Origin of the sequence: Arthrobacter sp. AK01 (assembly GCF_021109375.1) — a bacterium.
Taxonomy (GTDB): Bacteria; Actinomycetota; Actinomycetes; order Actinomycetales; family Micrococcaceae; genus Arthrobacter.
The window spans coordinates 18,132-39,292 of sequence record NZ_JAJOHP010000027.1 but is presented as its reverse complement, the minus strand read 5'-3'; the positions used below and the strand labels follow the sequence as shown (position 1 = coordinate 39,292).

Here is a 21,161-nt window from a genome sequence, read left to right as displayed (position 1 = left end):
GTGGGCTCCATCCTCTGGACCGCCATAGATGAAGGGGCGGTGCCCTCAGACTCGGCTTTCTAGGTTATCCCTCTGCCAAGCGAAGCGGGGAGGATCTCCACGGGGTGTGGATCGGGAGGCTGTTGGCGGGAAATGTCTGTAGATGTCAGACCCCCTCATACGTCACGGTCGCTGGCAGCCGAGATGGGGCTGGCAAAAGAGCGATGCGAGCCCACGAACCTCTGGACATTGCGAAAGACCTGCACCGGGATCTCTAGTGACACTGGGGGCCTCAAGGTCTACGTGCGCTACTCCGGCATACTTTCCAAGTACTAAGAGTGCCGCTCGGACAGCCCACTTGCCCGTAGCGGATCCTTCACCGCGCGTTGTCAGATCCAAGCGTCCACGCCCGGCAGAGGCGCAAATGAGTTGGGCAGTTCGGTTGATCGGTAGAAGCGCTCGATTTCACTTTTCTTGTATTTGCTCACACGAATTGATGCCAGAGACTGACAGTTCTCCAAGACGTTTAGTTTGCCGTCCTCGGGAAGCACACCAAAGAGCTCGAGGTGAGCGAGGTGCGGCAACTCAGTTAGAGGGGCCAGGGAATGCACAATCGTCTTCTTCCCAGATGAGTCCCAACTGGGGAGTGTGCTGAGCCTGATCGTCTTCAGTTTGTGCAGCTCACCGAGAGGGTCTAGATCGGAGACCTTTGGCATGTGCATGACGCTCAGATACTCGAGCTGACTGAGACCGTTCAAAGGAGTCAGGTCAGCGTCTGGATAAGTTGCAATGACAAGCGTTCTAAGGTTGGCAAAAGTTGCGAGGCTTTCCAGCGACCTGTATTTGCAATGCCACACGCGCAGGGCCGTCACTTCGGCTGGAGCAGGGTGCGCCGGCATGGACCGAGCTTCGTCTCTCATGAAATCAGCGATCATTATGTAACCGTAGGGGAAGTTGAGCACATTCGGCGCCGAGGCTAAGGCAGCACTTAGGGTCCCTGGACCAAGAATTGTGACTTGGCGGTCTGCGCACCTCGTTAACCGTCCGGTAGAGGATCCTCTACCGGGCTCTTGAAGCGTCCGTAAAACCACCCCCATTCGAAAGGCACTACCCGCTGGCCGCTCCCACGTAGAGTTCGGTGCATGAAGCTTTCCGACCTCTTCTTACGGCAGATACTAGACCTGCCCGGAAAACCCGAACACAATCCACTGACTACTGACTGGATCTTCGAGGAAGCACAACTCCTCGACGTGCGCATAGACGTGCTCCACTCAGCCGTCGGCGCCCTGTTCGAGATTCGCACGTCTTATCTTCCTGCCGAGATCGACATCGTTTCACTGAACTGCGGGGTCATGATCTTTCGAAAGACGACAGAAGTGACGTGGACGAGCACTCACCAAGTGGACAGGCCAAACCCTCAAGTTTGGTCTGTGGCTGAATGCCACATAGAAACGTCTGCCACCGGCGTGACAGTGAGTCCTCTCGGAGGGATCAATGGCATGGATCTGCAAATCAAAGCGCAGGCCGTCGAATTCTATGCGGGCAGACTACCCGCCCTTCCAGCCGACATACCCAGCTATCCAGACCACATAGATGTGACGGGACTCGTTCCAGCGTGGGAGATGGATTTCTCTCCCACAAACGTCTGGACATCCGGCCCAACACGTACGAACACGCGTTGACGTTCGTGCTGACCAGGTGAGTTTCTCAAAACTCTGCGTGACGCTGCCCGCTAGGGGATCCTTTACCGGGCATAGCGCCGTAAGGCAGCAGGAGCCTATATATGCGCCTTTTAGTGTGCGTACAGTGAATCCAGGTCAACGGTGGGTAACGCGCGGTGAAGTCGCACAGAGGGCATGAATCCTAAGCCAAGCGGCATATGGTGGCCGTATGGAGGTCAACACTTAATGCACGAATCAGTCGGAGCGTATCTGCTCTCTCGCTGGGGTGACCCAGCAGGGCGAATCAGGTTCGAAGTTGAAGGGCTTTCCATCCAGGTGTGGAAATGGGATGCCGCAACTACAGGGGAGGGAGTCGACGTATATGTAACCGTAGGCGCCGCCGGCGGCGCTCCTACCCACAGCCCGGGCACGGTAGATCATCGTGCGGAGTTCCTGTTAGGCCTGCGTCCGGGACAAGACGCAGTGGCCAGTCCATTCGCCGCACTAGGGCTTTACGGACATCGGAACGGAGTCACCATAGCGGACGGACACACCGTCCCGTCGGACGGTCCACTCTGGCCTGGAACAGAAATGATGGCGTTCCTGATCCGTGAACAGGAAGCGATAATTCCGACTGTCCGACTATCGGATGGGTCGCACGTCCACTTCCTCCAAGCTATGCCCCTGCATGAATCTGAACTGCAATACAAGCGCCGTCACGGGATGGATGCCCTGACGGCCCATTGGGAAGAGCGACTCGTGCCTTTCTGGGATTCTGAGCGTGGACCGGACGCCCCGACGTTCTAAGTTCAAGAGCGTCTCGTAAGGGGATCCTTCACCGGAAACCCATTCCATCGGCTGACTACCTCAACTGTTGTGTTCGGCCAGTCTCATAATGAAGGACGCCATCGCGTTCTAATGTGAACAATCTGTCGGCGACTTCCTGTGTCTGGGGCTCGCCGCAAGATATGGCGAAGAACCGCGGAGAGATGAAATCGAGGAGGCAACCTTGCTCGGCAAGTTCAGAGGCCAGGGGCTGCCAGGCGTTAGGGTCATCCGATTTCAGCAGGACTCTGAATGTGAAGTTGAGAGCGTCACGCTCCACTCCGGTGGCAACAAGCGCATTCTCCGCCGATCGCATCACGTTCACGCGGTCGCCAAAGTTGACGTCATAGAGATACGCAGGGACTGCCAGGACAGTCGCTGTGCCGTCCTTCTCCAAGCGACCCCGAAGACCCTCCCACATCTGCTCCGTGTCAGGTTCAGGGGGCACCGCAAACCATAGGATCTCTTCCGCTTCCTGAGCTTCTGGAATCGGCTGGAGTGAGTCATCGCGCCAGTGCGCCACGACGCTGGGATGTTGCCGGTAGTCAGTCACCAGCTGAGACTACCCAATGAACGCACCCATGAGAGCGCTCCGGCGGGCATACATGCCCTATGTCCGATGAGGGATCCTTCACCGGGCGCTGTTGCGGCGGTCAGACTTGTCAGGGTGGCATATAGGAAGCATCGCCAACATGCCTCCAATTGCAGATCCTCTCCCAGCTCTTAAGCTGGCCAAGGTTCCGGGCTGCGCCACCGGGCAAAAAACGTGCTGACGGCCTCGGGAGATGACTGGTCGACGGACAGCCATTCAGTAGCCACTTTGCGTCCGACCTGCTCGCACGCTTCCTCCGTCATCGGGCCCCTTGGGTCGTCCAAGTAGTCGCTGACCTCCATCCAGATGGCGTACGCGGCACCACCATGAGAGCAATCGAAGCACTCAGCAATGAACTGACCGGCGTTATCCATGGTGACGTCGTAGGTACGTCCGCTGTCGGGCTGAAGTACCAGCCGGGCTACCGCGGTCATGGCGTCCAGAAATTGCATCTCAAGTCGGTTGCCTTCCACTTCTCCTCCATTTCGATCGGGTCGGGCCGCCCTTCCCGGGGGTGGTCGACGCACAGGCGCTCACGTGATCCCTCCGTAGCGCAGGATTGCGCAGGGAGCCCGCTGAAGGATCCCTAACCGGACGGCCACTTCGAAAGGACTCTCGTGTTGCCAGATAGCTCGGTCAAACTCTCGGGCTCAGAATGGAGCCCTCGCTCACTCAGACCTGGTCCAATGTGATTTCCAAGGACTTGGGCTGCTCGTTTGTGCCAAGCGCCCATTCCCATCCGGGTAGCAGGGCAGCGTTCCTGAAGAAGTCTTCGAGAGCAAAGTCGAAGGACCACAGGCTGTCACTGCCCATTGCAAGGGTCTCAGGCGTCGGATCCCAGTAGAACGTGCATGACAGCTGCCACGTCGGAGCATCGTCGTCGCCGGCTTCAATGAACTGACGTGTGAGATCCACGTTGAATTCCTGGATGCCCCGCACCCCATAAGTCCCGAACTGGGCAAGAACACCATCGCCATCTTCGTCCACAGGGGCGCAGTCATATGCCGGCATAGCCGCGAAACGCTCGAAGACGTTCATCACGGCACCGGGATTCCGAGCCCCGACGCGTGCGTCGGCCCCTGTCACCGCAAGCATCTGCTCCAATTGGGCCTTGGACTCTCGAATCAGCATGCCCTGATTATCCAGCAGGAAACCGTCATCGCTGGAAACGGTATCGAGCACCACGTCGCCCGACATAGCCGCCACGAATAGCTGAAAGTCACAGTTGCGGCTCACTCCGATCTGGTGTCCGGTGAAGGATCCTTCACCGGGGCTGCGCCACCAGAACTAACTTCGTTGTCGCCGTTCCAGGACAAGTCCGTAGACCGCAACGCCCAGCATTGCCGGAAGAACCCACAGCCACGCCACTAAGGCCTTCAGCGGATCGAAACCAGTGAAAAGCAGCGCCGACACGTAACCGATCGCTAGGCCTACCAGTCCGCCTTTAAACGCCCTGCGGGGCTTCTCCGCCATCTGCTTTTCCCTCGTCACCTGTGTAGAGAGTAAGCCCTGCATCTAGATCTCCGCCCGTGGTGTATCAATACGAAGTTCGGCGCCCTGAGAAGGATCCTCATACGGACCGATCATTAAACGCGGACGAGGTGTGCTTGCATTAGACATGACATCCATGGGAAGCCCCGAGCCCAACTTGAGCCGTCAAGACTTGGCTGACTTTATTGATCAATTCAGGGATTCACTGAGACGAGATCCTGAAAGCTGGGAGAATAACGACCTCGATAGCTTCCTGGAGGCGTTGTCGGCTTGGACGCGCGATATGGATGGTTACTTCACAAACCGCGGCGAGCCAGTCCCCGACGTACCTTCCTGGCGGCTTATCGCTCAGATGCTACTCGCTGCCAGAGTGTATGAATAAGTAACTGCAATTTCGGCGCGGCCTGTCTCATCTTCTCCATTGCTCCGCCTTGCCACACCGCCCGGTTAGGGATCCTTCACCGGTCGCGTGCCAGAGGTCAGCAGCGCCGCGGTATGAAGTGAGGATCGTGCCGTTCGAGGATAAAAAGGTGGCTGGTTCCTACTCGCCCAGGAGCCTTGTGAGCTTGTTTTCGACATAGCCGGCGCCCATGAGTCCGTCGGGTACGCACCCTTCTATTTCTGTAGGGGGAACTTGGACTTCCTCCAGCAGAAGATTCGGGTCGGCATCATCGTAGCGAAGCCGAAACGAGCGGCCCATAATGGGCTCAGTACGAACGAACTCCGGCATTGGCCACAGTTCTTGGCTCCAGCCTGGTATTGGTCCAACGATCGGCCACTTGCCTTGCTTCAAATGCAGGTCACCAAAACGCCCAACGAGGACTGCATCCAGTCCGCTCAGTTGCTCCACCTGGCTGGCTTCAAGCGGCTGCGCCGTTTTGGGGCCGAAGAAATATCCAAACAACACTCCCCGCGGGTTGGCTCTGACCACTAAACCAAGACAGTAGCCACCGCTATTCAGGGGAACCGCAAAAAGCACTCCGGGACCGTACTTCAGTTTTCCCACACTAACCCTCCGTCCGGCTTATGAAGTCCCACGGCTGCCCGCCTTACCTTGGCCCCTTGCAGCTCATGCTTCACGAGTAGTCCTCCGGCATAAGGACTAAGGGAATCCGAAGGGATTCCACGAGCAAGTTAGGCCTCCCACTAAAGAGCAGGGAAAAGACAACCTCATGGCCCTGAACAGAGCGGGAGTGTGCGAGGACAGTCAGCTGCGAACCATCGCGCAGTTCAACAGCCCACAGCTCAGGTTCCATCGCAAGCTCCAGGGCATTGTGAACGACACGGACACTGGGTGATAAGTCTTCAAACTTCACTTCGAGGCTGTTCTCTTGGGAACTTGGCGTCGTCGATTCCTCTTCCCACGCGAAGTTTCGAATGTGCCACTCTCCGCCGACTTCTAAACGGTCAGCCAGCGTTCCAGGAGGCAGCTTCGCCATCTCAGCAAGCGACGGGTCAAGCCGTGTGAGGTGACTGATGTGCGCAGCAACTGCTCCATCAGGGGTGTTCGGGTCATCCACGCCATCAGCAAACCCCCACCCGTTGTCAGGGTCATGAAGGACTTGAAGAACGGGTCGTTGACCAGAAAGAACGGACTTCATGACTACAGCACCTAGACCTTCGGGAAAGCGGTCATCCGGAAACGGCCACGGCATCTCTCGGTGCATCTCAGCATTTTGCGACATGGAGATATTGTCCCCGAACACTAAGGGTCACGGATGACCCGTGTGTCTGCCCGTAAGCCGGTCCCCCACCGGCCGTATCGACCGTGTATCGAAGTCCCCGCCGTTCCAGGGCCACTGGATTCCCGTAAGACCCGCCCGCAAAAATGCCCGGTGAAGGTGCCCTAAACGCTACACATATAACCGTCCCACGTCCTTGGAAACGGAACATCGTCGGCGGAACACTTTCCAATCCGAACGGGCCAATGGAGAGAGCGCGCACTGGTCGCCTGTCAGCGGCAGTGGGCTGCCGCCGTCGTGGGTTTCTTACCCTTGGTGGACGGGGTGGCGGACAGGGCAGAACTACCCATGGCACTGCTGCCGGCCGACGCCTAGGATGGCAGGGGACCGCTCGGTCCCTTCAGTCACTTTTTTGGGGAAAAGGACCTTACCCATGCCGTTGCCGCGACCTGCCGCAGACCATCCGTTTCAAAGTTCACGGCAGGGGGTGTGGGCTATCCTGGCGGCCGTCGTCCTGATAGCCGCAGGCCTCTTCGCCGGGGCTGCACCTGCCTCGGCCGCAACCTACACCTTCAAAGGAGTGGTCAAGGGAAAACCGACGGCCACGGCAACGGCCACCGTGCTGGGCGACGTGTGGGTGGGTGCGTACACCAATGACGACCGGGCCGACTTCGTTGCTGGTGCTTGGTCCGCTCCCGATGGCTCCTACAGTTTCACCGTGCCGGCCGCCGGCAGCTACAAAATGTGGACCACCTGCAGCAGCGGCCCCTGCTCCGCCACCTACGCCGGCGAGTGGAACGTGAACCAGTCCGGCTCCTACGGTTCGACGCCGGTTGCGGTCACCGATGCTGCCCCCACCACCACTTACAACCCGCAGTTGGAAGCCTTCGGCAGCATGAGTGGCCGGGTCACCAATAAGGCAGGCCAGCCGCTGACAGCAGTGTCCGTCTCAGCCTCGCCCAGCGGCGGCGGACAAGTAAGCAGCACGAAGCCCGATGCCAACGGTTACTTCAGCCTCACCAAGATCCCGCCCAACCAGGCGTACATCAGCGTCCGGGACGAATCGGGCCAGCGCCTCTATCTGGAGCAGTACTGGACCGGCACCGGCACCGTAGACACCTACACGGCGGCTACCGTACCGTCGGGAGTCGCCTGGACCAACGTGAACTTCGTCCTCAAGGATGAAACCATCATCGAAGCCACGGTGACAGACACCGCTGGCGCGCCGATCGCCGACGTCGGCTACATCCCGTGGGTCTACAACGACGCAACGGGAGCCTGGGACGGACCCCAGATGGGCCCCCTCACCTCTGATGCGCAGGGCAAGATCTACTGGCGGATGGCGGTGGGCAAGAAGTACAAGCTCTGCGTCTCGGACACTTTCTACGATGGCACGCCCCGCGAAAAGCGTTACAAGTCCGAGTGCTACGACAACACCCCCACCAAGGACACGGCCACTGTCCTGACGGCAACCGCTGCTGGTCAACGCGTGAAGCTGACCATGCAGCTGGACGTAGCGGGTCTGTCGTTGGCGCCCGGCAAGCCCTTCGTGTACGGCTCAGCCCAGGCAGGGCAAACACTTACCGTTGACCCCGGCGTATGGGGTCCCGCTCCGGTAGCCCTGGCCTACCAGTGGCAGCGCTCCACTGACGGTACCGAACTGCAGGACATCGCAGGTGCTACCGCGCCTACCTATGTGCCCACCGCTGCCGACGCCGGGTATGATATCTGGGCAAGAGTATCGGGTTCCAAGGCCGGGTATGCTCCGCACTACGACACGGTGCACGCCGGTAAATCGGGCGCCGAGGCTGTCACGGCCTCCAAGCCCTTCACTATCCTGGGTACGCCCAGCGCCGGAAATACCCTGACCGTGGACCACGGCATTTTGACCCCCGCGCCCGACTTTGGCCCCTATTACGACTGGTTCGTCAACGGCGTCCAGGACTACAGGTCGAACCTGAAAACTTTCGTCCTGCAGGCCTCAGACGCCGGCAAAAAAGTCACGGCCCGGCTCAGCGTCCACGACTGGCCGCTCCAGCCGTACTACGGCCAGGCCTCCGTCACTGTTGCTGCAGGTACTTTGACTGCTCCGGTCCCCACGGTTTCGGGGACGGCGAAGGTTGGTTCGGCGTTGACGGCTGTTCCCGGGACATGGGGTCCGGCTCCGGTGACGCTGGCGTATCAGTGGTTCCGCAGCGGTGTCGCGGTGACCGGTGCTACGTCAGCCTCCTACACCTTGGCTGCTGCTGACCTCGGCAAGACCATGACAGTCCGGGTCACGGGTTCCAAGACCGGATTTACGACGACGGCGAAGACCTCCGCCGCAACTGCCGCCGTCGCGGCGGGCACGCTGACTGCGCCCACTCCCACCATCTCGGGAACCAAAACAGTGGGCAGCACACTCACCGCGACCCCCGGCGCATGGGGACCGGCTCCGGTGACGCTGGCGTATCAGTGGTTCCGGAGCGGTGTCGCGTTGACGGGTGCTACGTCAGCTACCTACACCTTGGCTGCTGCTGACCTCGGCAAGACCATGACAGTCCAGGTGACCGGAACGAAAGCCGGGTTTACGACGGCGGCGAAGACCTCCGCTGCGACTGCTGCGGTGGCAGTGGGAACGTTGACCGCTCCGGTGCCGACGGTTTCGGGGACGGCGAAGGTTGGTTCGGCGTTGACGGCTGTTCCCGGGGCGTGGGGTCCGGCCCCGGTGACGCTGGCCTACCAGTGGTTCCGGAGCGGTGTTGCGGTAACAGGTGCTACTTCTGCTTCCTACACCTTGGCTGCTGCTGACCTCGGCAAGACCATGACGGTCCGGGTGACCGGGTCCAAGACCGGATTTACGACGACGGCAAAAACCTCCGCTGCGACTGCTGCCGTGGCGGCGGGCACCTTGACTGCGCCCACTCCCACCATCTCAGGAACCAAAACAGTAGGCAGCACACTTACCGCGACCCCCGGCGTGTGGGGCCCTGCTCCGGTGACGTTGACCTACCAGTGGTTCCGTGGAAGCACTGCCATTTCAGGCGCCACCGCCCAGACCTACAAACTGGTCGCCGCGGACAAGGGAAGCGCCATCAAAGTACGCGTGACGGGCACCAAAACTGCGTACACCACACTGGCCCGCTACTCTGCGGCCACGGCACTGATCGGCTGATCCGCGACCATCGACTGAGCCGCGAACGCCGGGAGGACCCGCGGAACAACCTTGCCTGGAGAGGCCTCCCCCTGTCTGGAGTTAGTGGGTAGCCTGCACCTCTATCCGAGGTTTTCCTTCAGCAACGCACGGTGCTCGACGGCGGCAGTCGAGTGGAGCGCGCGGCCGGCCTCGGTCAGCTCCAGGAACAACGAACGGCGGTCATCCACGCAGGTTTGGCGCGAGACCAGGCCCGCCTTCTCCAGCCGGTCGACAACCTTGGAAACTGCACTTTGCGTCATGGGGGTGCGCTCTCCCAACGCCTTCATCCGGCATGCAGACTCTTCGCTTTCGGCCACGAGATCCAGGATTTCGAACTCGTTCAGGCCGATGTCGAACTTGGCTTCCAGGGCGCGGTCGATAGCTCCCGCGGTACGGAAGTAGGAGTTTTGGATGCTGCGCCACTGCTCAACCAGCTGACGGTCATGCGTCGTTGCCATGCCCTGATTCTAGTTCATTACGCCATTTGAATCCACGTCATAAGATTCTTCGTCATTGAATGACACATCATCGTAGTCCTTGTCATTGAATGACGCGTCATATAGATTGATCGCATGACATCACCCACCACCCTCAAAACTTCCACCGAGCCACCCTTGGTTTCAGCCGTCCGCTGGACGCGGGCACAGTGGCTGCTGCTGATGGTTGTTTGCACCGTCCTGGCCCTTGATGGGCTGGATGTCTCCATGGTTGGCGTCGCTCTGCCTTCCATCGGACAGGAACTCAACCTCGGAACCGATTCCCTGCAGTGGATCGTCTCCGCCTACGTCCTTGGCTACGGGAGCCTGTTGCTCCTCGGCGGCCGACTCGCGGACCTGTTGGGCCGCCGTCGAATCTTCCTCATTGCGCTGACAGTGTTCGCCGCAGCGTCGCTCCTGGGCGGGTTGGTGGACGATCCCGCCATCCTCATCGCCACAAGGTTCATCAAGGGCCTCGCGGCCGCTTTCACTGCACCCACCGGATTCTCCATCATCACCACCAACTTCGCGGAGGGACGCGAGCGCAACAAGGCGCTGTCCATCTTCACCACGTTCGGTGCCAGCGGTTTCTCGCTGGGCCTGGTGGTGGGCGGGCTGATGACCAGCCTCAGCTGGCGTTGGACGTTCCTGGTCTCGGTGCCCATCGCGGTGGTGGTTGTCCTGTTGGGCATCAAGTTCATTCCCAAGGACAAGCCGTCCGTTGAAGACAGCGGGCACGACATCTGGGGTGCAGTGACCCTGGCGCTGGGCATGCTTGGCCTCGTGTACACCTTGGTGTCAGCACCGGAACAAGGCTGGGGATCTGTGGCAACAATCGCCGGATTCGCAGTCTCCGTTGCCGTACTGGCAGCCTTCGCGGTGATCGAAAACAAGGTCAAGCACCCGCTGATCCGCTTCAGCATCCTTAAGGAAGGTTGGGTGGCCAGGGCCAACCTCAGCGCGGTGGGGCTGTTCGGCTCCTACCTGAGCTTCCAGTTCATCGTCACCATGTTCCTGCAGTCCGTCCTCGGCTGGACACCGCTGGGAATGGCCTTGGCCCTGCTGCCGGCGGGCTTGTTGGTGGCGACCAGTGCACCCTTCGCGGACCGGCTCATCGAGAAGTTCGGTGCGACGCAACTGATCTTGACGGGCCTCACCGCCCTCGGGTTGGGCTACGTCCTGTTCCTGCGCGTCGGCACCACGCCAAACTACGTGTTGGACATCCTGCCGTCGGTGGTCCTCCTGGGCATCGGCTTCGCACTGGCCTTCCCGTCCATCAACGTACAGGCCACGGCCGGAATCAAGGACTCCGAACAGGGTCTCGCCGCCGGCCTGATCCAAACGAGCACCCAGGTGGGAGCGGCGCTGGTCCTGGCAGTCACCACGGCCCTGGTCAGCGGCCACGGTCAAGCCGCCGGGACCGTCAGCGCCCAGGCGATGCTGGAACAGTACCGTCCGGGACTGATCCTGAGTGCCGCCGTCGCCATCGCCGCCTTGCTGGTGGCCGCGGCACCGAAACGACGCCGCGTCCGCAGCTAATACCCGCGTTTTTGTACAGGTAATGCCCTAATGCGTCCGCATTAGGGCATTACCTGTACAGAATCTCCCCTGTACACCTCCGCTAAATGGAGGTCGAATGGGATGCATGAGGAACTACCTCACCGAGTACAGGCACGAACTGCAGCGCACCTTCACGGGAACGTCGGGCACGCCTCCGGAGTGGGTGCCGCGCCTCGCAGACGGGAACGACGCCGGATATCACCTTCCGGGGTCGGCTGTCTGGGCGGTGCATGGCCATGTGGCCACCATCGTGGCCGGGATCCGGGTCTTGTTGATGCAGGCCCTCCATCCAGGTGCGCTGGCCGGGGTGTACGAGCATTCGGGGTTCCAGAAAGACCCCCTGGGCAGGCTCGCCAACACCGTGCGATGGATCTTCACCGTGACCTATGGCTCCACCGAGGCCGCCGAAGCCGCAACCTCCCGTGTCCGGAAGATCCACGAACGCGTCCGCGGGACCTACATGGATGGCAACGGAGTCCAACGACAGTACGCCGCCAATGATCCCGAACTCCTCCGCTGGGTCCATGTCACCTACGCGGAGTCCTTCATCACCGCCAACAGGATCTGGGGCCGGCCGATCCCTGGCGGTCCGGATGCTTATGTCCGCGAGTGGGCAGCAGCGGGACGGCTCATGGGAGTGACCGATCCCCCGCTCACCGAGGCCCAGGTCCACGACGAGCTGGAGCAGTGGTACGCCTCCGGGATCCTGCGGGCCGATGAGCGTCTGGCCGAGACGGTGTCGTTCATTCGCTATCCGCCACTGAGCCCGCTGCTCCAACCCGGTTACCGCATATTGTTCGCGGCCGCCGTCGCGAGTCTTGAACCCAAGTATCGAGACCTGCTCGGTCTTCGTCCCGCCCGGCTTGGTCCCGTGCGCCTGCCCGTCATCTCGGCGGCACGGGGCGTGCTGGGGATGGTGCGTTTTGCCTTGGGCTCCCGTGGTCCGAGCGAGCAAGCGGCCCGCCGAAGGTTGCAAAGGCTGGGCTACGCGGAAGCTTAAAAGCGAAAGCCAACCCCTCGACGCAAGCCCACGTTATATGGGCCCGCCGAGGGGTTGGCTTTCAACCTTTTCGCGCGTGCTTTCAGCCGAGAGCTCACCCCTCGGCGCATGCCCTTAGATCAAGTGATCGGACAAGTGGTTCGGCGTGCCGAAGCGGTGGGCCGTGATGGACACAGCTTGCTCGCGGAGGAACGGCAGCATCTCGATCCGACCGGCCTGCGTTACGTCGCCGTGGTAGACCGCGACGTCCGGACGGCCACCCATGGCTGCGCTCAGCGCGGCGAAGTCGCCACCGATCAGGCGGATCCGGCCGGCGTCGAAGCTGGCCGCACGGGCCAGCCACGCGGCGTCGTCCTCGATCCGGACGCTGACGCCCAGGTTCGCGAACACGGTGACCACAGCGTCGGGAAGTACGACGGCGGAGCTCACCGTCAGCTTCGAGCCCGCCACTGCACCGGCTGCTACGACGCGCAGCAACTCAGCGAGCCGCTCGCCTTCGGAGAGGCGGATGGTGACGGGGAGGGAGCGGTAGCGGAAGACGTTGCGCTCTGCGGACAGGGCGGAGACGTCCTTGCTGGTGCCGAACTCGGATTCCCACGCTGCGGCGTCGCTGAAGAGTGACTGCTGCAGCATCTGAAGCTCGTCAGCCGTCACATCAGCGGACTTTGCAGCAGAGAGCAGCTGCGCGGCCGCACCCTGGAGCACGGTGCCACGCTTGGCCTTCGCTTCGGCGGGAAGCCAGCTGCCGAGGCCGATCAGGTAGTTGGGTCCACCGGCCTTGGTTCCGGCACCAACAGCCGACTTCTTCCATCCACCGAACGGCTGGCGCTGGACGATCGCACCGGTGATGCCACGGTTGACGTACAAGTTGCCCGCCTGGATGGTGTCCAGCCAGACGCCCATTTCGGCCGAGTCCAGGGAGTGCAGGCCAGCGGTGAGGCCGTACTCGATCTCGTTCTGGATGGCGATGGCTTCCTCGAGGGTCTCAGCAGTCATGACGCCCAGGACCGGGCCGAAGAACTCGGTCAGGTGGAAGTAGGAGCCACGCTTGACGCCCGAGCGGATGCCCGGGGACCACAAGCGGCCGGTTTCGTCGAGGCGCTCAGGCTTGACTGCCCAGGTTTCGCCGTCGCCCAGGGTGGTGAGGGCGTTCAGGAGCTTGCCGTTGGCGGCCTCGATGATCGGCCCCATCTGGGTGGTGGCATCTTCCGGGTAGCCGACGGTCAGTGAGCGGGCAGCGTCGATCAGCTGGTTGTGGAAGCGGGCGCTCTTGGCAACCGAACCGACCAGGATCACCAGTGAGGCAGCCGAGCACTTCTGGCCGGCGTGACCGAAGGCCGAGTACACGACGTCCTTGGCAGCGAGGTCCAGGTCGGCACTCGGGGTGACGATGATGGCGTTCTTGCCGGAGGTCTCCGCGAGCAGCGGCAGGTCCTGGCGGAAGGAACGGAACAGCTCAGCGGTTTCGTAGCCACCGGTGAGGATGACCCGGTCAACGCTCGGGTGCGAAACCAGCTGGGTGCCCAGCTCACGTTCTTCAAGCTGCACGAGTGCCAGCACTTCGCGCGGCACACCGGCTTCCCACAGCGCATCCACCATGACCGAACCGGAGCGGCGGGCCTGCTTTGCAGGCTTGATCACGACGGCGGAACCTGAGGCGAGCGCTGCGAGCGTCGAGCCTGCGGGGATCGCCACCGGGAAGTTCCACGGCGGTGTCACCACGGTGAGGTTGGCTGGGACGAACGTGGCGCCGTCGACCGTTTCCAGGTCCTTGGCGCGCTCGGCGTAGTAGTGCGCGAAGTCGATCGCTTCGCTGACCTCGGGGTCGCCTTGGTCGATGGTCTTGCCGGTTTCGGAAGCCATGACCTCCAGAAGCTCGGCACGGCGGGCTTCGAGGACTTCGCCGGCGCGGTGCAGGATGGCTGCACGCTCGGCAGCCGGACGGGCGCCCCAGGCCTTGCCGTGATCGACGGCGGTGGCGATGATCCGGTCCAGCTGGGCGGCGTCGGAGACCTTGGTGGACTCGACGATCTTGTCGCCTGCGGTGGAACCGGGGATTCGGGCGAGGATGTCCCGGCCCCATGCACGGTTGGCGGGGAGGGCCGGGTCAGTGTCGGGGGTGTTGCTGAAGCCCTCGAGCGGCGCGGGCTCGGCCGGGAGGCGGCGATCCTGCTTGCGGTTGGGGCCCGGGACCTCGGCCGTCATGCCGGCCAGGGAATCCAGGAAGCGCTTCTGCTCACGCTGGAACAGGGCTTCATTTTCGCTCAGTTCGAAGACAGCGGACATGAAGTTTTCCTGGCTGGCGCCTTCTTCGAGGCGGCGGATCAGGTATGCGATGGCGACGTCGAACTCGCCCGGGTGGACCACCGGTGTGTAGAGCAGGAGGCTGCCGACGTCCTTGCGGACCGCGGTGGCCTGGCCGGTTGCCATGCCCAGGAGCATTTCGAACTCGATGCCCTTGGTGACGCCACGTTCCTTGGCCAGCAGCCAGGCGAAAGCGACGTCAAAGAGGTTGTGGCCTGCGACGCCGATGCGGACTGCGTCAACGCGCTCCGGGGTGAGGGCGTAGTTGATGACGTTCTTGTAGCTGGTGTCCGAGTCCTGCTTGGTACCCCAGGTGGCCAGCGGCCAGTCATGCAGGGAGGCTTCAACCTGCTCCATGGGAAGGTTGGCGCCCTTGACCACGCGGACCTTGATGGGGGCACCGCCCTGGGCACGGCGGGCAGTCGCCCATTCCTGCAGTTCCTGCATGGCACCGAGCGCGTCCGGGAGGTAGGCCTGGAGGACGATGCCGGCCTCGAGGTTCTTGAACTCGGGCATGTCCAGGATGCGCTTGAACACCGCGATGGTCATGCTGAGGTCCTTGTATTCCTCCATGTCCAGGTTGATGAACTTGGGCTTGGGGAAGGACGCTGCGAGGCGGTAGAGCGGGGTGAGCTTCTCCACTACGTGGTCGACGGCTTCGTCGAAGGCCCACGGGGAGTGCGGTGCAACGGTGGAGGACTCCTTGATGGAGACGTAGTCCACATCTTCGCGGGCAAGGAGCTTCAGGGTGCCTTCCAGGCGGCGCTGCGCTTCGTGCTCACCCAGGACGGCTTCGCCCAGGAGGTTCACGTTCAGGTGCACACCGTCCTGGCGGATCTTGGCGATGGCCGGGCCGAGCTTGGCGTCCGTGGCATCCACGATCAGGTGGCCCACCATTTCGCGGAGCACACGACGGGCGATCGGGATGACAACCTGCGGGACGATCGGGGCCATGACGCCGCCAACGCGGACAGCGCTGCGCATGTACCACGGGAGGAACTTGGGGACCTTCGGAGCCAGTTCGGCGAGTTTACGGCCGGCGACCGACAAGTCCTCGGGGCGGATGACGCCGTCGACGAATCCAACCGTGAAGTCCAAGCCGTTCGGGTCCTTCAGGACGCCGGCGAGGCGCTGGGCGGACACGTCGACCGGGATCTTACTGGCTTCGGTCAGCCAGTGGCGGACCAAGGCAATGGCTTCCTGGGCCAAAGCGTCGAACTGTCCGGAATCCTGGGTGCTCGGGGCGGTGGCATCCGGGATGGTGCTGGTCATGGGGGCTCCTTCTGAGACGGAGAAGTTTGTTTGTTTCCATCAGTATGGATCTACAATCACGTTAGGAAAAGCGATCTTTTCTGACGAATATTGATTACCCTTCCCGATGCTTTGGAGGCCACCGTGCTGGACGTCCGCAGACTGCGTTTGCTGCACGAACTAAAGATCCGCGGAACCCTCGCGGAGGTGGCTGACGCGATGCAGTACAGCCCGTCTTCAGTGTCCCAGCAGTTGACCTTGCTGGAGAAGGAAGCGGGGGTCGAATTGCTCCGGAAAGCAGGGCGCCGCGTGCAACTGACGCCCCAGGCCGAAATCCTGGTGGCACACACTGCCGCACTGCTGGAGACCCTGGAGCGGGCAGAAACCGAACTCGCGGCATCGCTCTCCATGGTCACAGGGACGGTCCGCTTGGCCGTCTTCCAATCCGCCGCCTTGGCACTCCTTCCGGACTTCCTCAGCATCATGCGCCAGGAGTACCCGGAGGTGCGCGTGGAAATGACCCAGCGCGAACCCGAAACAGCCCTCTATGAAACGTGGGCGCGGGACTTCGACCTGGTGGTGGCCGAGCAATACCCGGGCCACGCGGCCCCGCACCACAGCGGCCTGGACCGCGTCATCCTCACCAGCGACGCCATCCGCCTGGCCACTCCCCCAGTGGGACTCGGCGGCGAGACCGTTTCCTCCCTTGCGGACACCGCGTCGATGCCGTGGGTCATGGAGCCCCGGGGTGCCGCTTCCCGGCATTGGGCAGAGCAGGCCTGCCGCTCGGCCGGCTTCGAACCCGACGTGCGTTATGAAACAGCCGACCTTCAAGCCCAGATCCGGCTCATCGAATCCGGGAACGCCGTGGCCCTGATGCCGGACCTCGTCTGGACGGGGCGCACGCGGACGGTTCAGCTGCTGGATCTTCCGGGCCTGCCGAAACGAACCGTCTTCACCTCCACCAGGACCGCCGGCCGCATCCATCCCGCCACAGCGGCGTGCCGCGAAGTGCTGGAACGGGTGGCGGCAGCACAGCAGCTGGATGCCGAGCAACAGGCGGACGCTGACTAGCCCGGCTCCATGCGACGGCGTCCGGGAACGCAAAAGGCCCCAGTCCGAAGACTGGGGCCAACCGCGGAGAATGGGGGATTTGAACCCCCGAGGGCGTTAACCCAACACGCGTTCCAGGCGTGCGCCATAGGCCGCTAGGCGAATTCTCCTTGCTTCCGATTCGAAAGCAGATACTACTGTACCTGAGAATTTCGGCATCGTGTAATCGGGCCGTTTGGGCACCCTTGGACCGGCTTGGCGAAGTGCCGCTTAACGGAAAAATGGACGCCCCCAACGCGCCCATTCTTGCGGTATCACCGTTGAGCCACCGGGTCCGGCCCCTCGCCCCCAGGCCCCGCAGCTCACAATCTTGAGATTGCCCCAATCGGTGTACATACCCATGGTCCGCTGCCGCCTATGGATTTGCAATGGCTGAGACCTGTTTGTAGCCGAAGTTACTGACAAAATGTCCCCATGACGCAGCTTCATGCTTTGGTGGTTTACGTACCGGAGACTCACATTGAAGAGTGAACGGCTGGCGGTGTTTCGCGCAGCCCAGCCACCCGCCGTCGAGCGTTTTCCACACCCCCTTCGGGCCGATTCGAACCCCGAAGTAAGTTCGGGTAAGCTTGTCGACGGCCCCTCATGTGGCGTCATCCTGTTGAACTCCCCCAGGACCGGAAGGTAGCAAGGGTAGATGGGCTCTGGCGGGTGCATGAGGGGTCACTTACTTTAAATGTCAGTCCCTATAGGTAGGTTTCCCCTGTGACTGTTACAACTGCCCTGTACCGCAGGTATCGCCCGGACTCTTTCGCGGACGTTATCGGGCAGGAACACGTCACAGAGCCGCTGATGACGGCCCTCCGGAAGAACCGCGTGAACCACGCCTACCTCTTCTCCGGCCCCCGCGGCTGCGGCAAGACCACCTCTGCGCGCATCCTCGCCCGCTGCCTGAACTGCGCCGAGGGCCCCACTGACACCCCCTGCGGCAAGTGCCCCAGCTGCATCGAACTCGCCCGCGGCGGCTCCGGCTCGCTCGATGTCATCGAGATCGACGCCGCCAGCCACGGTGGCGTCGACGACGCCCGCGACCTCCGTGAACGCGCAACCTTCGCTCCCGTCCGGGACCGCTACAAGATCTTCATCATTGACGAGGCCCACATGGTCACGTCGGCAGGCTTCAACGCGCTCCTGAAGATCGTCGAAGAGCCACCGGAACACATCAAGTTCATCTTTGCCACCACCGAGCCGGACAAGGTCATCGGGACCATCCGCTCCCGCACGCACCACTACCCCTTCCGGTTGGTGCCGCCCGAGCCGCTCATGCAGTACCTCGAGCTCCTCTGCCAGCAGGAAAACGTTCCGGTCGCTCCCGGCGTGCTTTCGCTGGTGATCCGCGCGGGTGGCGGCTCTGTCCGCGACACCCTCTCCGTGTTGGACCAGCTCATGGCGGGCGCCGGACCCAACGGGCTGGACTACGAACTCGCCGTCGCGCTGCTTGGCTACACGCACGCTTCCTTGTTGGACGACATCGTTGATGCCGTCGCCGCCGCCGATGCCGCTACTGTTTTCAGGGCCGTGGACCGTGTCATCCAGACCGGCCACGATCCCCGGCGCTTCGTCGAGGATCTGCTGGAACGCTTCCGCGACCTCATCATCGTCCAGGCGATGCCCGAGAGCGCGCAGGCGATTCTCCGCGGGATGCCCGCCGACCAGATCGCGCGTATGCGCAACCAGGCAACCAACCTGGGCGCAGCCGAACTCTCACGGGCAGCGGACGTCACCAACACGGCGCTCACCGAGATGACCGGCGCCACCTCGCCTCGGCTGCACCTTGAGCTGCTGTGCGCGCGCATCCTCCTGCCCAGCGCTGAACAGACCGAGCGGGGCATTGCGGCCCGCATCGACCGCGTGGAACGTCGCCTGAATTACACGGGCGACGGCGGCGCGCCAGCTGTTGCTGCTGGCCAGGCTGCTGCTGCTGCTGCTGCTGGCCAGTCTGCTGCTGCTGGCCAGGCTGCTGCTGCGCCTGTTGCTCAGTCGACGCCGGTCCCCGCCTCCGCGCCAGTGGCACCCGCTGCCGTTGAGCCGACCCCGGCCGCACCGGTACCCCCTGCAGCGACGCCCGTTCCAGTACCGGCCGATGAGGCTGGGGCGCGTGAGGCCATCACAGCGCCACGGGTGTCCACCAACGACTGGCCTGTTGAGGACCGCCTGGCATCCGGTCGCGCTCCGCAGGCTGCTGAATCCGTGGCGGCTCCAGCCCTTGCGGATCGGGTCCAGGAACCAACCTCGCAGCCCGAGCCTGTACAAGCGCCGACGCCAGCACCATCCCAAGCAGCACCAGCCGTTCAAGCCCCAGCGCAAGCTGCGCCCCAGGCGCCGGCTCCGCAGCCCGCTCAAACGGCAGGACCTGCTGCTTCTGGAGGACCTGCTGCTTCCGGAGGCAGCGGCGATGTTGAGGCCTTGCGCCGCGCATGGCCGGATGTCCTGCAGACGTTGACCAAGATCAAGCGCAGCACGTGGGCGCTCGTGGAACCGAACGCCCAAGTGGCGCAGTTCGACGGGCAGGTGCTGACTCTCGCGTTCACCACGGGCGGCCTTGCCGGCGCGTTTGGACGTGCGGACCACTCCGAGAACCTTCGCCAGGCAATCCACAAGACCCTCGGCATCGACTGCCAGATCGTGGCAGTCGCTGGCGGCAACAGCTCAGCGAGCTCTGAGCCAAACCCAAAAGCGCCTACTAGCCGGGAAACTCCGGCTGCTTCATCGTCAACAGGCGCCCCGGCGTCGGCTGATGATGAATCGCCAGCAGGCAACGCATCGTCAGCAGCGTCGTCGTCAGCAGAATCGCGACCAGCCCCGGTTTCAGCTGTCGACTCCGCTTGGGGTCTTGCCCCCGCCAGCCCTGCGGCTGCAGGGACAACGTCAGCGACCACTCCGTTGCCGACGGAATCCACTCCGCCGGAAATGCCCGCGACGGCGGCAGCACCAACCACTCCTGCAGCAACAGCGACGGCGTCGGTAAATGCACCAACCACTCCGGCAGCACCCGCTCCTTCGCAGTCGACCCCAACGCCTGCCCCGGGCACAGCTGCGCCGGCGGGCACCCCTGCAGCAGCTGGAACCTCGGCACCTTTGAGCACCGAGTCCACCGGCGACTATTCGTACCCTGACGACGATTGGGGTCCCCCACTCGACGAGGATGCCCCGCCGCTGGATGAAGAGCCTCCGGCAGACTGGGAACCCCCATCCGGTTATGGCCAACAACAAAGCCCTGCCCCGGCTGCTGCAGCTGGCAGCCAGCGGCCCGCCGTCAACCAAGCGCCGGTGAACCAATCCCCGGCCAACCAACCACCGGCCAACCAGGCACCGGCGGCATCTTCCACGACCCCGACAGCCGCAGCTTCGGGCGCAGGGGGCAGCGCCGCGGTCGCGGCATCATCCGCCGACCCGTGGTCAAGGGCTGTGGAGCAGGCGCCGGGCACCTGGGTAGTGGGCACGGAATCCAACGTGGGCAAGCAGCCCGCCACGGCATCGGAAGTCGTCGAGCAGGCAACGGAGGCTCCGGATTACGAGCCAGCTGCAGCCCAGGTTCCGGAGAGCACCAACGGAGCGTACGGCCACCCAACCAATGCCGAGCAGAACCCAAGCTCCAGTTGGGACGTCGCACCGGCATCGAGTTGGCCTGCAACCCAATCCATGCCCGCCCCCGCAAGCGGCAGCATCCCGGCAGGCAGCAACCCGGGGGCCGGCAACGCTCCCGCAGTGTGGCCGTCCTTGGCGACGCAACCTGAGGAAGCGCATGGTTCGGTTGCGACGCTCGAGGAGGACGCGCCGTCGGGCAATCCCAACGGCCGTCAGAGCCTGTACCAGCGCCTGACGAACAGTCCTGAAGCCCAAGCCGGTCGTGTCCAAGCACCCGTGCGGACCCAGGCAGCGCCGGCCACCGTGGCTGAGGATATCCCCAGCCCGGAGGACGAAACCATCGAGGAATCGAGGGTCTTTGGTCGGGCTGCGGTGGAGCGTATTCTGGGCGGAAAGCTGATCGAAGAGCGCGCCTTGGACGGTTCTCCTCTGCAACCCCGCTGACTCCAGCATTGATTTCAAAC

General features: G+C 62.7%; 16 protein-coding genes, 1 tRNA gene and 1 other RNA gene. 8 read left to right on the top strand and 10 right to left on the bottom strand.

The window, feature by feature from the left end; translation table 11 throughout:
* Window positions 1-368: 368 nt before the first annotated feature.
* The gene (locus LN996_RS11420; RefSeq protein ID WP_231340499.1) at window positions 369-914 is read right to left on the bottom strand and encodes a hypothetical protein; all 546 of its coding nucleotides are present in this window, start codon (window positions 912-914) and stop codon (window positions 369-371) included.
* 207 nt (window positions 915-1,121) lie between these two features.
* On the opposite strand from LN996_RS11420, the gene LN996_RS11415 reads away from it, so the two are divergent.
* Window positions 1,122-1,661 carry a hypothetical protein gene (locus LN996_RS11415; protein ID WP_231340498.1) on the top strand — a complete coding sequence of 180 codons (540 nt, stop codon included), beginning with the start codon at window positions 1,122-1,124 and terminating at the stop codon, window positions 1,659-1,661.
* A gap of 225 nt (window positions 1,662-1,886) precedes the next feature.
* On the top strand, window positions 1,887-2,447 hold the full coding sequence (locus LN996_RS11410) for a suppressor of fused domain protein (RefSeq protein ID WP_159705597.1): 561 nt from the start codon (window positions 1,887-1,889) through the stop codon (window positions 2,445-2,447).
* A 55-nt stretch (window positions 2,448-2,502) separates the two neighbouring features.
* On the opposite strand, the gene LN996_RS11405 is transcribed toward LN996_RS11410, so the two are convergent.
* The 6 genes from LN996_RS11405 to LN996_RS11380 all read right to left on the bottom strand — a co-directional run bounded on the left by LN996_RS11405 (window position 2,503) and on the right by LN996_RS11380 (window position 6,233).
* Window positions 2,503-3,018 carry a DUF4265 domain-containing protein gene (locus tag LN996_RS11405; RefSeq protein WP_231340497.1) on the bottom strand — a complete coding sequence of 172 codons (516 nt, stop codon included), beginning with the start codon at window positions 3,016-3,018 and terminating at the stop codon, window positions 2,503-2,505.
* A gap of 170 nt (window positions 3,019-3,188) precedes the next feature.
* Window positions 3,189-3,530, bottom strand: a complete 342-nt coding sequence (locus LN996_RS11400) for a hypothetical protein (RefSeq protein ID WP_231340496.1) — start codon at window positions 3,528-3,530, stop codon at window positions 3,189-3,191.
* Window positions 3,531-3,729: 199 nt separating this feature from the next.
* Window positions 3,730-4,293 carry a hypothetical protein gene (locus LN996_RS11395; RefSeq protein WP_231340495.1) on the bottom strand — a complete coding sequence of 188 codons (564 nt, stop codon included), beginning with the start codon at window positions 4,291-4,293 and terminating at the stop codon, window positions 3,730-3,732.
* 51 nt (window positions 4,294-4,344) lie between these two features.
* Window positions 4,345-4,530: a hypothetical protein gene (locus LN996_RS11390; RefSeq protein WP_231340494.1), complete on the bottom strand. Its 186-nt coding sequence runs from the start codon at window positions 4,528-4,530 to the stop codon at window positions 4,345-4,347.
* Window positions 4,531-5,089: 559 nt separating this feature from the next.
* A complete protein-coding gene (locus LN996_RS11385; RefSeq protein WP_231340493.1) occupies window positions 5,090-5,554 on the bottom strand; it encodes an immunity 26/phosphotriesterase HocA family protein in 465 nt (154 codons plus the stop codon).
* A 70-nt stretch (window positions 5,555-5,624) separates the two neighbouring features.
* Complete coding sequence (locus tag LN996_RS11380; RefSeq protein ID WP_231340492.1) at window positions 5,625-6,233, bottom strand: DUF2185 domain-containing protein; 609 nt, start codon at window positions 6,231-6,233, stop codon at window positions 5,625-5,627.
* Between the two features lie 430 nt (window positions 6,234-6,663).
* Between LN996_RS11380 and LN996_RS11375 the strand changes: the two genes are divergently transcribed.
* Window positions 6,664-9,384 carry a carboxypeptidase regulatory-like domain-containing protein gene (locus LN996_RS11375; protein ID WP_231340491.1) on the top strand — a complete coding sequence of 907 codons (2,721 nt, stop codon included), beginning with the start codon at window positions 6,664-6,666 and terminating at the stop codon, window positions 9,382-9,384.
* A 101-nt stretch (window positions 9,385-9,485) separates the two neighbouring features.
* Here the strand turns inward: LN996_RS11375 and LN996_RS11370 are convergent, their stop codons facing one another.
* Window positions 9,486-9,863, bottom strand: coding sequence for a MarR family winged helix-turn-helix transcriptional regulator (locus LN996_RS11370; protein WP_159705631.1), 378 nt, complete (start codon window positions 9,861-9,863; stop codon window positions 9,486-9,488).
* Window positions 9,864-9,977: 114 nt separating this feature from the next.
* Here LN996_RS11370 and LN996_RS11365 point away from each other — a divergent pair, with 114 nt between their 5' ends.
* Together LN996_RS11365 and LN996_RS11360 are read left to right on the top strand one after the other, a co-directional pair.
* Complete coding sequence (locus LN996_RS11365; protein WP_231340490.1) at window positions 9,978-11,420, top strand: MFS transporter; 1,443 nt, start codon at window positions 9,978-9,980, stop codon at window positions 11,418-11,420.
* A 97-nt stretch (window positions 11,421-11,517) separates the two neighbouring features.
* Window positions 11,518-12,441, top strand: coding sequence for an oxygenase MpaB family protein (locus LN996_RS11360; RefSeq protein ID WP_231340489.1), 924 nt, complete (start codon window positions 11,518-11,520; stop codon window positions 12,439-12,441).
* Between the two features lie 114 nt (window positions 12,442-12,555).
* Here the strand turns inward: LN996_RS11360 and LN996_RS11355 are convergent, their stop codons facing one another.
* Window positions 12,556-16,017 (bottom strand): bifunctional proline dehydrogenase/L-glutamate gamma-semialdehyde dehydrogenase, encoded by a 3,462-nt coding sequence (locus tag LN996_RS11355; RefSeq protein ID WP_231340488.1) that lies wholly within the window; start codon window positions 16,015-16,017, stop codon window positions 12,556-12,558.
* 123 nt (window positions 16,018-16,140) lie between these two features.
* On the opposite strand from LN996_RS11355, the gene LN996_RS11350 reads away from it, so the two are divergent.
* Window positions 16,141-17,070 carry a LysR family transcriptional regulator gene (locus LN996_RS11350; protein WP_231340529.1) on the top strand — a complete coding sequence of 310 codons (930 nt, stop codon included), beginning with the start codon at window positions 16,141-16,143 and terminating at the stop codon, window positions 17,068-17,070.
* A 64-nt stretch (window positions 17,071-17,134) separates the two neighbouring features.
* Here LN996_RS11350 and LN996_RS11345 read toward each other — a convergent pair.
* Window positions 17,135-17,219: transfer RNA gene (locus tag LN996_RS11345), tRNA-Ser, on the bottom strand.
* A gap of 464 nt (window positions 17,220-17,683) precedes the next feature.
* Here LN996_RS11345 and ffs point away from each other — a divergent pair.
* Window positions 17,684-17,780, top strand: an RNA gene (ffs, locus tag LN996_RS11340) — signal recognition particle sRNA small type.
* A gap of 34 nt (window positions 17,781-17,814) precedes the next feature.
* Window positions 17,815-21,141, top strand: a complete 3,327-nt coding sequence (locus tag LN996_RS11335) for a DNA polymerase III subunit gamma and tau (RefSeq protein ID WP_231340487.1) — start codon at window positions 17,815-17,817, stop codon at window positions 21,139-21,141.
* Window positions 21,142-21,161 lie beyond the last annotated feature (20 nt).